We start from the raw sequence: 15,000 nt of genomic DNA, 5'->3' as shown, positions 1-15,000 counted from the left end.
AAACCCCAAGAGGCGGTTGATCATTCGCGGATGTGAAGTACCAAAAAAATTTTGGCACTGACATTCATCGACACACTGTTGAGTTCTCAAAGAACACGCACACACCATCACCACGACCCTATGGCCGCCGCTCCGGGGCAACTTTTCCAGCCTATCCCATCGTGATCATCGGCGCAAACCGCTGAACATTCGGGGAAGAACTGGAGGTGAAGCACAACCATACATGATGGAAACTACTTCAGATTTTGGTCAGGCACTTCGTACAACCTCGTGTCACTCACCCTCGCAGGTGGGAGTCGGTGTCCGTGTCGCTCTGACTTGGAATAAGTTACGCGTCCGCCGAAGTCTTTGACAAATCCACAGGTCAGAGACTCAGAGGTATCCATTTCCCCAGCAAGATTGCCCGTTTAAGTCGATTTTCACGAATTCGGACATCATGTGACGCCGGACACCGTGCCCGGATCGGCACGCAGCGGGAACTCACACCACTTGGACTCGGATACCTGCATCCTCGAACAACGCGACTTGCTTTGCGTCTACTGCAGCATCGGTAACCAGCACGGCCCCCGGCGGTATCGGCGCCCACGCATGGAAAGGACGTTCACCGAGCTTGGCGGAGTGGGCGAGGATGTAGACCTCGCCGGCACGTTCGATCATCATTTCCTTGAGCCGGGTCTGATCGAGCTCAGCTTCACAAATACCCAGGTCAGCCGTAACTGCATCGGCACCGAGGAATGCCTTGTCAAACGACACCCGCTGCAGCGACGCTTCCGCCAGTGGCCCGACGAATCCTTGACTGAGCTGCCTCAGGGTCCCCCCGAGACATTCGACTCGAACGCCATCAGCGTCGGCTAACGCCTCGAGCGCCGTAAGCCCTGCAGCGATCACCGTCAAATTCGTCACGTGACGTAAGAACTCTCCCATCGCTCCGACGGTGGTACCTGCATCAAGAAGTACGGTTTCCCCGGGCCGAACCTGCTCAGCAGCCCATTCGGCGATGCCCCGTTTGGCGTCGAATCCCTCCATTGCGCGTTGACGCAAGGAGGATTCCGGATGAGGGTTGAGAGCAATCGCCCCGCCGTACGTTCGGGCAATTACTCCCTGGGCAGTCAACTGACTCAGGTCGCGACGGATCGTAGATGCAGTCACCCCGAATTGGGCAGACAGATCCTCGACACTGGCCAGACCGCTGGTGCGAGCGAGCCTCGCAATCTCCGACCGCCTCGCCTCCGACTCCCGGATGGCCATCGCTCCTCCCCCTACAAACCGTGGTTCTTACTTGGAAACGAATGTGCTGGTTGCCAATTCGGCCGCCTGCCGCAGCGCTTCGACCATACTACCGGCCTCGGCGATGCCCTTACCTGCAATATCGAAAGCGGTTCCGTGATCGACGGAGGTACGGATGACAGGTAACCCGACGGTGATGTTGACGCCGGCCTCGATCCCGAGAACCTTGACCGGGCCGTGCCCCTGATCGTGGTACATCGCAACGATCAAGTCGTAGTCCCCACGTCCAGCGAGGAAGAATGCCGTGTCCGCCGGCAGTGGGCCGTGGACGTCGATTCCTTCTGCCTTCAAGAGTTCGACGGCGGGAATGATCTTCTGCTCTTCCTCTCCGTACCCGAAAAGCCCGTTCTCCCCCGCATGCGGGTTGATCCCGCACACGCCGATTTTCGGAGATGGATTGCCCGTGCGCACCAAAGCTTCGTGACCTCGACGAATGGTCCTCTCGACCAGGCCGGGCTCGATCCTGGCAACTGCATCGAGCAGTCCGATGTGAGTGGTCACGTGAATCACCTTGAGCTTGGGGGTCGACAACATCATCGACACCTCCTCGGTACCGGTCAGGTGCGCAAGCAATTCCGTGTGTCCGGGATAGATGTGTCCTGCCGCATGCAGCGCTTCCTTGTTCAGCGGCGCCGTGCAGATCGACTGGACTTCACCGCGTACGGCGAGTTCGCTTGCGACGCGGATATATTGATAGGCCGCATCCCCCGCGACTGCCGACAGTTCACCCCAGGCGAGATCCTCGGGTAGCAAGTCCAGGTCGATGACGTTGATCCGTCCATCGATGAATTCAGCATCCTTGATCTCCTCGATCGCGACCACGTCGACGTCGATTCCGAGCACCGTGGCAGCCAATCGCAAACGCTTCGCGTCGCCGACAACAACAGGGCGGCAACGCTTTCTCGTTTCGGCGTCGAGGAGTGCGGGGACGATCACTTCCGGTCCGACGCCGGCGCCGTCGCCCATCGTGACAGCAATCAGCGGCAGTGGAGTGGATTCGATTGACATGGGATTGACCTCGTTGTCTGAAGGAGTAACTGAAGGTGGACTGTCCGGAGCGGCGACCGGGGTGGGGTGCGCGAGAAACTTCGTTATGGAGAAAAGACTGTGTGCATTCCCGAAACTGCCTGGCCGCGTGACGATGTACCGTCCGGTGCGATCGACGGAAAGTACGGCGCCGTGTTCGATTTCGTAAATCGGTGACAGCGTGTCGATCCGCAGGCGGTCGAGAACGCTGCGCGCGGTTTCGCCACCGGTAAGTACCAGGTCGATCGGGTACTCGTCGTGGGAGAATCCTGCATCGACGGCAGCGATCAGATCGGCGAGAGCCGAAACGAGGTGGACGGATTCTGCAGGCACGACAGGTCCACTTACCGAAACCACGACGTTTCCGCGATCCAGTGCGTTCAGAATCGGAAGCGGATCGACCGAATGCGCCAGCAGCTCAGCACTGTTCACTTCGATATGATGCGCCCCTGAATCCCGAAGCAATGCCACTTGGTCCCCGGCAGACGCATCCGCCGTCCCCACGACGACCAAGGTAAATCGAGAATCACGAAGAGATGGGCACGCGACGGGTGACTGCACGGTTCTTCGTCGTGCCACTGCCATCGCGAGCGCCGAGGTTCCTACCAATCGAGAACCCCGAACCTCCTGTGCTGCAGCCACAATCAGTTCCAGATCACTCTCGGTCTCGACGTCGCAGATCGCCACCGACCCGGCTTCTGAGATCGACGCAAGAACCTGGATCAAACGACCGGAGCGAATGTCATCCAGCGATACGCCAGAAGTGATTGCCGACGGGCCGAGCGCCTCTGCAATCGACCGAGGAGTCGGCTTCGACTCCGCGCGCCACAGGTCGGTGGAGTGCAACGCAACCCCATCGACCAACACCACGCCGTCTTGCACCGTGCGCCCTTGTCTGGGCAGTCCGGCGGCGACGATGACCGGGGATCCGTCGCGGGAGAGTTCTCCAACCTCCGCTGCTATGTTGCCCCTGAGCAGGGAATCGATCTTCTTGACGATCTCGGAGCCGTCAGACGATTGCAGAACTGATCTCACGTCCCGAGAGGCTCTGGCGGGGTCGGATCGCCGTGAGTGCAGATCGAAAACCGTCACTCCTGATCCGTCGGGCGCATCTGGGCCGAGCCGAAGCGATATGCCCGAACTGCGGAGCAGAAATCCTGCGGCCGACTCCGCTGCTCCGGAAAGATCATCAGCGATGATTACCAGTGGTTTCATCGAATTCCTCGACCCCCTTTCGGTCTGAATCGAGTTTGCACAGCATCGCAACCGATGCGCGAAGTACGCAATCGAAGTTACGGGACTTGCGCGAAGTGCGCAACAGTGCCATTGTGAGCTGAGTTACAAGCGAGAGCCCGACGCGATTGTTCACCAACAGTCCGCTCGGAGCGTCGCCCCCACGCTGCCCCGTCAGGATCGAAAGGTCACCGATGACCAATACTCGTTTGCGAACACCACAGCTCTCCCGGCGATCCTTTCTGCAGTTCACCGGGCTGATCGGTGGCGCAACGCTTCTGGGCACGACTGCCGCGTGCGCCGGCCCTACCGGGAAACCGACACAGGACACCCTGGTGCTCGGGCTCAACCGCTCGCTCGTCAGCCTCGACAACAAACTCAATCAATTCGACGCAGCAGTCACGGCTCAACGTGGCGTCAGACAAGGTCTCACCCGGATCGGCGACAATCTGACACCGCAACTCGTTCTCGCTGACAGGTTCGAATCGACCGGCCCGACCGAGTGGACGGTTCGACTCCGCGAGGGCATCCGTTACTCCGACGGCACACCTGTGCTGATCGACGACGTCACGACGGCAATGCAGATGTACCAGCAGGTCAGCGGATCGTTTGTCGCACCGCAGTTCCCCGAGTGGCCGACGGTCGTCCCCATCGACGATCGCACCTTCATCCTTCGGACGAATTCCCCGGTGCCGGTTCTGGACTCGCTCATGTCCAACATCTTGATCACCCCGGCCGCTGCCAACGAACCCAACGAACTGCAGAGCGGAATCGGGTCGGGACCGTTCGTCGTCAGCGAATCGAACCGGGGCACCGGCGATTACACACTTGTCGCCAATGACAACTACTGGGGCCCGGCCCCCGGCGTTCGTCGTGTTCAGGTCCGCTTCATTCCCGAAGAGGCCGGCCGCGTCGTCGCGCTTCGGAGCGGCGAGGTCGACGTCATCGACTCGATCAGTCCCGATTCCGCCGAACAACTCGCCGATCTGCCTGGTGTCCAGGTGGACACAGTACCGAGCACACGCATCAACCAACTGTTCTTCAACTTCCGCAAGCCCGCCGATCACCCACTGTCCAATCCGCGTGTCCGAGAAGCTCTCACGTATGCCATCGACGGTGAGTCACTCGCTCGGGACGTGCTGATCGGTTCCGCAGTCCCGGCCACCGGCCCCGCACCGTCGACCTTGGACGGAGCCGTGAAAACCGGTACTTACCAATATGATCCACGGAAAGCGCGGCAAATGCTCGAGGCCGAAGGTGCCGACGACCTCGAACTCACCTTCATCTGGGAAACCGGAGAGTTCACCAACGACGTCTCGGTGATGGAATCGGTACTCGAAATGATGAAGGCCGTGGGAGTACGCGTCAAACTCCAGCAGTTCGAACCGGGCGGTGACATCTCGTCCTGGCGCCAGGGCAAGACCGGCGACTGGGATGTGCTGGGCAACGGCTACGGCAACCAGACCGGACTTGCACTGACCACGTTGCAGGGGATGTACGCCGGCACAGCGGAGAAGGAAGCAACTCGCGACACCTATCACGGGTACGTCTTCCCCGAAATCACCGCGAAGATCCAAGCCGCATCCAGTGAACCAGACCCGACCAAGCGCGCCGCTCTACTCGACGCCGCACAACAAGACATCTGGAACACCTGGCCTTGCCTGTGGAGCTTCGTACCCAACGCACTCCTTGCGAAACGCACTCGTGTACAAAATGTTTCACTGACCCCAATCAACTCCTACGACCTCGGCGCCGTCCGATTGGAGGCCTGAGGCGATGACTCTCACCGCTCCGAAACCGCAAACCGCTCTCGGAATCTCTCCGCGTCGACGCACAAGGATCAACCCGACCGTCAAATACGTGCTCAAACGTCTGGCACAGAGTGCCTTGACGATCTTCCTCACGCTCACAACAGTGTTCGTCCTGATCCGAATGGCACCCGGCGATCCTGCCTACGCCTTGGCCGGACCGCTGGCCAGCACCGAGGATCTCGCACAGATCCGTGCTGACATGGGCTTGGACAAGTCGGTGTTCTCCCAATACCTGATCTACCTGTGGGACCTCGTCCACCTGAATCTCGGCACGTCGTACTCGTTCCAGGCGCCGGCCATGGACGTTGTCCTCGGCCGTCTCCCGTACACCATCACCCTTGCCGTCAGCTCCATTCTGTTGACCGCCGTGCTCTCGATTCCGCTGGGCGTGTGGATGGCCCGTCGCGCGGACACCAGACGTGAACTCGGTGCGAACGTCGTAGCCGTCGGCGGGCAGTCCATGCCGGAGTTCTGGAGCGGCCTGATGCTGGTGACGATCTTCGCGGTCTTGATCCCAGTACTCCCGGCAGCCGGTTTCACCACATGGCCGTCGTTGATCCTGCCTACCGTCACCATCGCCATCCTTCAGATCGCGTTGATCTCCCGGATGGTTCGACGCGAAATGGTCTCGGCCTTCGCTTCTCCGTACATCACGGTCGCACGCTCTCGCGGAGTATCGGAACGCGAACTCACCTGGCGATATGCGATGCGTAATTCGGCGATTCCGATCGTCACCGCGCTGGGCACCAGATTCGCCGGAATGCTGAACGGCGTCGTGGTGGTCGAGGTCGTGTTCGCCTGGCCTGGTGTCGGCTCGCTGGTGGTCCGCGCACTCGAGACTCGCGACTACCCGCTCATCCAGGCCACCGTGCTTGTCACCGCGGTTCTCGCCGTGCTCGTGCAACTGGCAGTGGACCTCCTCTACCCCCTCCTGGATCCACGCGTGCGACTCGGAAAGGGCGCCAACTGATGACTACCGTCTTGGAACCTCCAACAACTCCACGCGCCAGCGCGGTCACCGAGGCAGACTTCGCACGCGCCGGAGCCACGCGCCGTAAGCGAGACAGCCGAGTCAAGATCTGGGCCGGCTCGATCTGCGCGCTCCTGGTGATTCTTCCTGTTGCATTGGCCGGGCTGCTCCCCCTTGCAGATCCGAACCAGACCAACCTGAGCAGTCGACGGCTACCGCCCCTCACCGACGGCCATCTGTTCGGCACCGATCAGTTGGGACGAGATCTGCTCTCACGGATCCTGCACGGCGGCCAGGTGTCTCTGACGATCGGTATTCTCGCCGTGATCGTCTCCGGCGTCATCGGCATCGTCGCCGGATCCGCCGCGGGGTACTTCGGTGATTGGGTCGACACCGTGATCTCCCGCCTACTCGAAGCACAGCTTTCTCTGCCTCTGCTGATGATGCTGCTTCTCGTTGTTGCGCTGTTCGGCCCGTCCATTCCCGTCATCACGTTTGTCATCGCGATCGCACAGTGGCCCGAAGTCGCACGGTTGACTCGCTCATTGGTACTCGTCGAACGCGAAAAGCCTTACGTAGCTGCAGCTCGAGTCCTCGGACTTACCCGCATGGCCATCCTGCTTCGTCACGTCATTCCCAACATCGTCAAGCAGGCATCGCTCGTCGTCCTGCTGCTGCTCGCGCAGGCCGTACTGCTGGAAAGTTCGTTGAGCTACCTCGGCGCCGGACCGCAACGTCCATTCGCTACCTGGGGACGAATCATCGCCGACGGCCAGGACTACATCACCACGTCATGGTGGATCGTCACGTTGACCGGTCTGATGATCGTGCTGCTGGTCGTCGGAGTGAACCTACTCGGCGATGGTCTGCGCGATCGTCCTGCAGGTTCGAAACGACTGGGCGCAAGCCTGTTCGGGCGTGGCAGCGCCCAGAAAGCGAAGGCGTGAGACATGGGAAATCTACTACGGGTCGACGATCTCCAGATCGAACTTGTCACGGCGAACGGCGTCATCCGAGCCGTCGACGGCGTGTCCTTCTGCATCGACGCCGGTGAAACCGTCACCATCATCGGTGAATCCGGCTCCGGAAAGTCGACGACAGCCATGGGGATTCTCGGACTGCTTCCGGACGATCTTGCGGTTCTTTCCGGGAAAGCCGTGTTCAAGGGTCAGGACATTCTCGGAAACACGAAGATCCTGAACGATATTCGCGGAAAACACATCGCGCTCATCCCCCAGGACCCGATGACGGCTCTGAGTCCCGTCCACACCATCGGCAGCCAACTTCGAGAAGCAGTGCGCCACAGCGGTGTGACCGCGAAGAAGCAACAAATCGAGCGGGCAGTGCAACTGCTCGAGCAGGTACGCATTCCGTATCCGGATCAGCAACTCGACAAGTACCCGCATCAACTGTCGGGTGGAATGTTGCAGCGCGTCCTGATCGCCGGCGCTCTTGCTGCCGGCCCCGAACTGATCGTGGCCGACGAACCCACCAGCGCACTGGACGTAACCGTTCAGGCCGGGATTCTGGATCTTCTGCTCGAGTTGCAGGAGCGCACCGGCATCGGAATGCTGGTCATCACTCACGATCTCGGAGTTGCGCGGTTGGTCTCCGATCGCATCTACGTGATGAAGGACGGACGTTTTGTCGAGACCGGTAGTGCCGACGTTCTCGTCGACTCACCGCAAAGCGCCTACACACAAAAGCTTCTCGACGCCATACCTCAACTGGGGCCTTGGGACGGCGACCCCGCCCGTTCAACACAGATCGGAGCCTCGGCATGACCCGCCACGAAACGCCACTTCTCGCCGTCGAAGATCTCGTGGTCGAGTATCCGGTTCCCGACGGAGTTTTCCGAGCCGTGGATGCTGTGAGCTTCTCGGTGGAAAAGGGCAAGACCTTGGCCATCGTCGGCGAATCCGGATGTGGCAAGTCGACCATCGCTCGATCGATCGTCCGACTCCTCACACCGACCAGTGGACGCATTCTCGTCGACGGCAATGACATCGCGCAGATGTCGGAGAAGTCGCTGCGCCCCTACCGCTCTCGCGTTCAAATGGTGTTCCAAGATCCGTACGGATCGCTCGACCCTCATCTGACTGCCGAGGACATCATCGGAGAACCACTGCGCCTCAAAGGTGTTCGGAGCAAGTCTGAACGCGCAAAGACAGCAGCAGAACTCGTCGATCGCGTTGGCTTGCCCAGCTCGGCACTACACCGGCGTCCGGCGGAGTTCTCAGGAGGCCAACGTCAGCGCATCGGAATTGCTCGTGCACTTGCCAGCGGACCCGAGATCCTGGTCTGCGACGAAGCGACCAGCGCTCTCGACGTGTCGGTGCAAGCGCAGGTACTCGAGCTCCTACGTGAAATTCAGGCCGATACCGGTCTGACGTACGTTTTCATCTCACACAACTTGGGCGTCGTCCGAGAAATCAGCGAGACCCTAGTCGTGATGTCGAAAGGAACCATCGTCGAATCCGGTTCCACAGACACAGTTCTCGCCAGTCCGCGCGAGCCGTACACCCGCGCACTACGAGGCGCTGCTCTCGATCCCACCACCATGGTCGGCATCAAACCACGCCACGTGGTGGCAGCCCTGTCCAAGAACTTGCTAGCCAAGCAGACCGAATCACGAGGAGTTGCCTGATGACCGCCCCACTCGAGCTTCCGAAACTGGTGCTCGGCACCATGACATTCGGAGACACGGTCGACATATCGGGCGCCGGATCGATGCTCGACGCAGCACTAGGCGCCGGTATCTCTCACATCGACACGGCCAACGGCTATGCGGGCGGCGAGTCCGAGCGCATGCTGGCAAAGCTGCTCCACGGCCGACGCGATTCCGTCACTCTGGCCACCAAAGCGGGAATGCCGCATCCCGATGCCGGCGACAACAGCCCACTCTCGACAGAGGGGCTCCGAGCAAGCGTCGAAGGAAGCCTGCGCAGACTCGACACGGACTACGTCGACCTGTTCTATCTCCATCAGCCGGACCGAACCGTCACGCTGACCGAAACTCTCACCACCGTCGCGGAACTGGTTGCCGAGGGCAAGATCCGCACACTCGGCGTATCCAACTTCGCAGCGTGGCAAATCAGTGAAATCAACTACACCGCAGACACAGTCGGAGCTCCCCGACCGATCGTCGCACAGCAGCTCTACAACTTGCTCGCGCGTCGCATCGAAGAAGAATACGCAGAATTCGCGGACGTGACCGGACTGACCACCATGGTCTACAACCCACTCGGTGGGGGTCTGCTCACGGGGCGCCACACCTTCGACGAAAGTCCCGCCGACGGCCGATTCGGCGACTCACGTCTTGCGTCGATGTACAAGGAGCGATACTGGAACACACAGATATTCGACGCGATCGCTCAACTGACTGCAATCGCAGAGCAGTCGGGCATCTCCCTGACCGAGCTTGCGTTGCGCTGGCTGGTCAGCAAGCCCGTCGCCGGATCGCTGCTCCTCGGAGGATCCAAAGTAACGCACCTCGAATCCAATATCGCGGCCATCGGGCGAGGTCCACTCGACGCCTCGACCATCGAAGAGTGTGATCTCGTCGGTGCCGCCCTACGAGGCCCCATGCCCAACTACAACCGCTGAAACACCCGACCTTCATCAGGAAGAGTTCTTCACTATGTCAGCACAGGAATTCGCCGCACGCATCCGAGGACGCGAACGCATACTCGGATATTGGTCCGTCATCGACAGCCCGATCTCGACCGAATGGATCGCGCACGTCGGCTGGGACTACATTGCCCTCGACATGCAGCACGGCCTGATCGGCTATTCGGGGATGGTCGCCGGGCTCACCGCCATCGACTCGTCACCGTCCACCGTCGGGATGGTGCGCGTCGAGGCAAACAATCCGACGCCCATCGGCCGTGCACTCGACGCGGGCGCTGTGGGCGTCATCGTTCCGCTGATCAACAACGCCGAAGAGGCAGCGGCCGCCGTGGCAGCCGCCAAGTATCCGCCTTTCGGCATCCGCTCCTACGGACCCATGCGCTCGCAACTCCGTATCGGCCCCGTTCCCGCCGACGCGAACCGCGACACCGTTGTATTTGCGATGATCGAGACCCCACAGGGTCTGGCGAACGTCGAAGAGATCTGCGCAGTGCCCGGATTGGACGGCGTGTACGTCGGGCCGTCCGACCTACGAATCGCCGTCGGAGGTAAGCACTCCAACGATCCGGACGTCGCCGAGGAATTCGAATCAGCGCTCACCAGGGTGCGCGAAGCTGCCGCCGTCAGCGGAGTCGCTGCGGGAATCCACACACCTTCCGGTCAGGTTGCGGCACAACGGCTCGGGGAGGGCTACACGTTCGCGACCGTGGCCTCGGACCTGACACATCTGGCGAACATCTCGGCTCAGCATTTGGATGCCGCCAAGTCCTGATCCGGGTACAAAAATGGCGATGCTCCCGCACTTGGTACGGGAGCATCGCCATTCTCGAACAAACTATCTCTGAATCGCCTTGATCTCGAGGAACTCTTCGAGCCCGAACGTGCCGGCCTCGCGCCCGACGCCCGACTGCTTGTACCCACCGAACGGAGCATTCGTGTTGAAGGCGCCGCCGTTCACCTCGACCTGCCCGGCACGCAGTTGCCGTGCGACGCGATCCGCGCGATCGGGGTCACCTGACCAAACGCCACCGGCCAGTCCGTACTCGGTGCCGTTAGCGATCCGCACTGCGTCGGCCTCGTCTTTGTAGCCCATGATCGAGAGGACCGGTCCGAAGATCTCCTCGCGCGCAATGGTCATGTCTTCGGTCACGTTCGCGAACACCGTCGGACCGACGAAATATCCACTGGCCAGACCGGTTTCGCGACCGTCGACAACCGCGGTGGCACCTTCCGACACACCCTTCTCGATGTATCCGCGAACGCGTCCCAGCTGATTCGCGTTCACCAGAGGACCAAGCACCGAAGTCGGCTGAGTCGGATCACCTACCGGGAAATGAGCGGCGACCGCAGCAGCAATTGCCGCTGCCTCATCCACCTTCTCCGCGGGAACCAACATACGCGTCAGCGCCGAACAGGTCTGGCCCGAGTTGATGAAGCACTTTGCGACGCCGTCCGTGACAGCCTTTTCGAGATCGGCGTCGTCGAGAATGACGTTCGCCGACTTGCCACCCAGCTCCAGCGAGACCTTCTTGATGGTGTCCGCGGCAACGATGGCCACTCGCTTGCCTGCCCGAGTCGACCCGGTGAAGGAGACCATGTCGACTTCCGGGTGGCCGGCGATGGCTTCACCCACTACCGGGCCGTAGCCACTTACCAGGTTGAATACACCTGCAGGCAAACCAATTTCGTCGAAGATGTCAGCGAGAGCGTACGTGATGAGTGGCGCAACCTCGGTGGGCTTGAGAACCACGGTGCAGCCCGCCGCGAGCGCACCGCCAACCTTCAAGACAACTTGGTGGAGCGGGAAGTTCCAGGGAGTGATAGCGCCGACAACACCCGCAGGTTCGCGAACAATCAGCGAATTCCCGACCTCGTGAGCGTCGAAATCATAAGTGCGAGCCAATTCGGCAAATGCATTCAAATTCGCGAGCGGCATTCCGATTTGCACGGGCTTCGCGAATCCGATCGGCATGCCCATATCCTGCGAAACCAGCGCCGCAAGATCATCGGTACGTTCGGCAATAATCGCCGCGGCTTTGGAAAGATATTCGGCTCGCTCGCCGCCGGATAGTGCAGACCAAGCGGGGAAAGCCTTTCGTGCTGCCTTCGCGGCCGCATCGACATCTTCGACAGTGCCTTCGGCGACAGTTCCTATCAGCTCTTCGGTAGCCGGATTGAGAACGTCGATCCGACCGCTGCCAGTGGATTCGATCCAGGCGCCATCAACATAGATTTTGGTGCGGTCGAGAATATCGGTCATCGAAGCCTCCGTAGTCATCACGCGTGCACAGGTGAGGTGGGCCCGATCACACGGGGCACCTCTTCCGAGCCTAGCCACGCTCGACGGGTTCCGTGGCAGGTTGGTGTCGAGATTGACCTTCGACTGACGAGACCTGTGGTGCGCGCACGCTTCTCAGTGATGGTGTGAACGTACCGTTCCCCTCGTTGAGGAGGGTGAGCGTGTCGTTCACTCGATCCCGGACGGGGTGGTGAGTCGGCTGTGCTCCCGCCCCCTGATGGTGTGAACGGTGCGTTGGGTCGATCTGAGGCGACGAAAGTACCGTTCGCTCGAAGTCGGGGGTGCTTTCGGGGGGTGTTTTGGGTACGAGAAAGCCCCCCAACCATGACTGGTTGGGGGGCTTCTCAAGTTGTGTTCGGCGGTGTCCTACTCTCCCACACCCTGTCGAGTGCAGTACCATCGGCGCTGAAGGGCTTAGCTTCCGGGTTCGGAATGGGACCGGGCGTTTCCCCTTCGCTATGACCGCCGTAACTCTATGAAACTGTCACAGTAACCTTCTTCTGATCACCTGGTTTCACCACCCGTCAACACCAGTTTCTGGTGTTGGGGGATGGAGAAAACAGGGTTTCTCATCAGTATCTGTGTGTTGTTTCAGATACCGCACAGTGGACGCGTAGCTTCTTTGTGGTAAGTCCTCGGCCTATTAGTACCAGTCACCTGCATGCATTACTGCACTTCCAGTTCTGGCCTATCAACCCGGTGGTCTGCCGGGGGCCTTACCCCCTCGAGGGGGTGAGAAACCTCATCTTGGAACAGGCTTCCCGCTTAGATGCTTTCAGCGGTTATCCCTTCCGAACGTAGCTAACCAGCGGTGCTCCTGGCGGAACAACTGGCACACCAGAGGTTCGTCCGTCCCGGTCCTCTCGTACTAGGGACAGCCTTCCTCAAGTTTCTAACGCGCGCGGCGGATAGAGACCGAACTGTCTCACGACGTTCTAAACCCAGCTCGCGTGCCGCTTTAATGGGCGAACAGCCCAACCCTTGGGACCTACTCCAGCCCCAGGATGCGACGAGCCGACATCGAGGTGCCAAACCATCCCGTCGATATGGACTCTTGGGGAAGATCAGCCTGTTATCCCCGGGGTACCTTTTATCCGTTGAGCGACACCGCTTCCACTTGCCGGTGCCGGATCACTAGTCCCGACTTTCGTCCCTGCTCGACCTGTCAGTCTCACAGTCAAGCTCCCTTGTGCACTTGCACTCGACACCTGATTGCCAACCAGGCTGAGGGAACCTTTGGGCGCCTCCGTTACATTTTGGGAGGCAACCGCCCCAGTTAAACTACCCACCAGGCACTGTCCCTGAACCAGATCATGGTCCGAGGTTAGAGGTCCAATTCGATCAGAGTGGTATTTCAACAACGACTCCACGATAACTGGCGTCACCGTTTCACAGTCTCCCACCTATCCTACACAAACCGAACCGAACACCAATACCAAGCTGTAGTGAAGGTCCCGGGGTCTTTTCGTCCTGCCGCGCGTAACGAGCATCTTTACTCGTAATGCAATTTCGCCGAGTCTACGGTTGAGACAGCTGAGAAGTCGTTACGCCATTCGTGCAGGTCGGAACTTACCCGACAAGGAATTTCGCTACCTTAGGATGGTTATAGTTACCACCGCCGTTTACTGGGGCTTAAATTCTCAGCTTCGCTCCGAAGAACTAACCGGTCCTCTTAACCTTCCAGCACCGGGCAGGCGTCAGTCCGTATACATCGTCTTACGACTTCGCACGGACCTGTGTTTTTAGTAAACAGTCGCTTCTCACTGGTCTCTGCGGCCCCACCCAGCTCAGACAGTAAATGTCGTCACCAGACAGGGCCCCCCTTCTCCCGAAGTTACGGGGGCATTTTGCCGAGTTCCTTAACCATAGTTATCTCGATCGCCTTAGTATTCTCTACCTGACCACCTGTGTCGGTTTGGGGTACGGGCCGTGTGAAAGCTCGCTAGAGGCTTTTCTCGGCAGCATAGGATCACTGAATTCGCCTCAATCGGCTACGCATCACGTCTCAGGCTATGTGCGACCCGGATTTGCCTAGGTCACGCCCTACACGCTTACACCAGTATTACCACTGACTGGCTCAGCTACCTTCCTGCGTCACCCCATCGCTTGGCTACTACCAGATCAGGTCCCATGCATCCACCAACTCGAGACCCGAAGGTCTTCTCGTGGCTTCAGGATGGTTAGTATCACTGATTCACCATGGGCGCGTTCACACGGGTACGGGAATATCAACCCGTTGTCCATCGGCTACGCCTGTCGGCCTCGTCTTAGGTCCCGACTCACCCTGGGCGGATTAACCTGGCCCAGGAACCCTTGGTCATTCGGCGGACGAGTTTCTCACTCGTCTTTCGCTACTCATGCCTGCATTCTCACTCGTGTGGCCTCCACGGCTAGGTCACCCTGCCGCTTCCATGGCCACACGACGCTCCCCTACCCATCCACACACCTGCCCAACACTCCGCAGAGTGAAGGGGGGCTATTGCGTGAATGCCGCAGCTTCGGTGGTGTACTTGAGCCCCGCTACATTGTCGGCGCAGGATCACTTGACCAGTGAGCTATTACGCACTCTTTCAAGGGTGGCTGCTTCTAAGCCAACCTCCTGGTTGTCTTCGCGACCCCACATCCTTTTCCACTTAGTACACGCTTAGGGACCTTAGCTGGCGATCTGGGCTGTTTCCCTCTCGACTACGAACCTTATCGCCCGCAGTCTCACTGCCGCGCTCTCACTCACCGGCATTCGGAGT

At 59.9% G+C, this 15,000-nt stretch carries 10 protein-coding genes and 2 rRNA genes (1 of these 12 running past the window's edge); 7 read left to right on the top strand and 5 right to left on the bottom strand.

Annotation, left to right across the window (positions count from 1 at the left end; genetic code table 11):
- Positions 1–480 precede the first annotated feature (480 nt).
- Complete coding sequence (locus A0W34_RS02780) at positions 481–1,248, bottom strand: DeoR/GlpR family DNA-binding transcription regulator (protein ID WP_003941419.1); 768 nt, start codon at positions 1,246–1,248, stop codon at positions 481–483.
- 27 nt (positions 1,249–1,275) lie between these two features.
- Positions 1,276–3,528 (bottom strand): 4-hydroxythreonine-4-phosphate dehydrogenase PdxA, encoded by a 2,253-nt coding sequence (gene pdxA, locus A0W34_RS02775; protein ID WP_081557279.1) that lies wholly within the window; start codon positions 3,526–3,528, stop codon positions 1,276–1,278.
- 212 nt (positions 3,529–3,740) lie between these two features.
- On the opposite strand from pdxA, the gene A0W34_RS02765 reads away from it, so the two are divergent.
- Genes A0W34_RS02765 through A0W34_RS02735 form a run of 7 tightly spaced genes read left to right on the top strand, consistent with a single transcriptional unit; the run spans position 3,741 to position 10,729 of the window.
- Complete coding sequence (locus A0W34_RS02765; RefSeq protein ID WP_007732494.1) at positions 3,741–5,318, top strand: ABC transporter substrate-binding protein; 1,578 nt, start codon at positions 3,741–3,743, stop codon at positions 5,316–5,318.
- Between the two features lie 4 nt (positions 5,319–5,322).
- On the top strand, positions 5,323–6,327 hold the full coding sequence (locus A0W34_RS02760) for an ABC transporter permease (protein ID WP_198035682.1): 1,005 nt from the start codon (positions 5,323–5,325) through the stop codon (positions 6,325–6,327).
- Complete coding sequence (locus A0W34_RS02755) at positions 6,327–7,274, top strand: ABC transporter permease (RefSeq protein ID WP_081557278.1); 948 nt, start codon at positions 6,327–6,329, stop codon at positions 7,272–7,274. Before A0W34_RS02760 ends, A0W34_RS02755 begins: the two co-directional genes overlap by 1 nt.
- 3 nt (positions 7,275–7,277) lie before the next feature.
- Entirely contained in the window at positions 7,278–8,111 is an 834-nt protein-coding gene (locus A0W34_RS02750; RefSeq protein ID WP_007732500.1) for an ABC transporter ATP-binding protein, read from the top strand.
- Positions 8,108–8,974: an ATP-binding cassette domain-containing protein gene (locus A0W34_RS02745; RefSeq protein WP_054782031.1), complete on the top strand. Its 867-nt coding sequence runs from the start codon at positions 8,108–8,110 to the stop codon at positions 8,972–8,974. The genes A0W34_RS02750 and A0W34_RS02745 overlap by 4 nt, the downstream gene beginning before the upstream one ends.
- On the top strand, positions 8,974–9,933 hold the full coding sequence (locus A0W34_RS02740; protein WP_081557277.1) for an aldo/keto reductase: 960 nt from the start codon (positions 8,974–8,976) through the stop codon (positions 9,931–9,933). The genes A0W34_RS02745 and A0W34_RS02740 overlap by 1 nt, the downstream gene beginning before the upstream one ends.
- 34 nt (positions 9,934–9,967) lie before the next feature.
- Complete coding sequence (locus A0W34_RS02735; RefSeq protein ID WP_007732505.1) at positions 9,968–10,729, top strand: HpcH/HpaI aldolase family protein; 762 nt, start codon at positions 9,968–9,970, stop codon at positions 10,727–10,729.
- A 63-nt stretch (positions 10,730–10,792) separates the two neighbouring features.
- Here the strand turns inward: A0W34_RS02735 and A0W34_RS02730 are convergent, their stop codons facing one another.
- The 3 genes from A0W34_RS02730 to A0W34_RS02720 all read right to left on the bottom strand — a co-directional run.
- Entirely contained in the window at positions 10,793–12,217 is a 1,425-nt protein-coding gene (locus A0W34_RS02730; RefSeq protein ID WP_007732506.1) for an aldehyde dehydrogenase family protein, read from the bottom strand.
- Positions 12,218–12,609: 392 nt separating this feature from the next.
- A 5S ribosomal RNA gene (rrf, locus tag A0W34_RS02725) occupies positions 12,610–12,726 on the bottom strand.
- A gap of 153 nt (positions 12,727–12,879) precedes the next feature.
- A 23S ribosomal RNA gene (locus A0W34_RS02720) occupies positions 12,880–15,000 on the bottom strand (it continues 1,012 nt past the right edge of the window).

It is taken from the genome of Rhodococcus sp. BH4 (assembly GCF_002079265.1).
Lineage (GTDB): Bacteria > Actinomycetota > Actinomycetes > Mycobacteriales > Mycobacteriaceae > Rhodococcus_F > Rhodococcus_F qingshengii.
This window is presented reverse-complemented; position numbering and strand designations above follow the sequence as displayed.

Bases quoted from the DNA above. Each gene is read 5' to 3' on its own strand.
- A0W34_RS02740 (WP_081557277.1), top strand. From the start codon at position 8,974: ATGACCGCCCCACTCGAGCTTCCGAAACTGGTGCTCGGCACCATGACA.
- A0W34_RS02730 (WP_007732506.1), bottom strand. From the start codon at position 12,217: ATGACCGATATTCTCGACCGCACCAAAATCTATGTTGATGGCGCCTGG.
- A0W34_RS02760 (WP_198035682.1), top strand. From the start codon at position 5,323: ATGACTCTCACCGCTCCGAAACCGCAAACCGCTCTCGGAATCTCTCCG.
- A0W34_RS02765 (WP_007732494.1), top strand. From the start codon at position 3,741: ATGACCAATACTCGTTTGCGAACACCACAGCTCTCCCGGCGATCCTTT.
- A0W34_RS02735 (WP_007732505.1), top strand. From the start codon at position 9,968: ATGTCAGCACAGGAATTCGCCGCACGCATCCGAGGACGCGAACGCATA.
- A0W34_RS02750 (WP_007732500.1), top strand. From the start codon at position 7,278: ATGGGAAATCTACTACGGGTCGACGATCTCCAGATCGAACTTGTCACG.
- A0W34_RS02780 (WP_003941419.1), bottom strand. From the start codon at position 1,248: ATGGCCATCCGGGAGTCGGAGGCGAGGCGGTCGGAGATTGCGAGGCTC.
- A0W34_RS02755 (WP_081557278.1), top strand. From the start codon at position 6,327: ATGACTACCGTCTTGGAACCTCCAACAACTCCACGCGCCAGCGCGGTC.
- A0W34_RS02745 (WP_054782031.1), top strand. From the start codon at position 8,108: ATGACCCGCCACGAAACGCCACTTCTCGCCGTCGAAGATCTCGTGGTC.
- pdxA (WP_081557279.1), bottom strand. From the start codon at position 3,528: ATGAAACCACTGGTAATCATCGCTGATGATCTTTCCGGAGCAGCGGAG.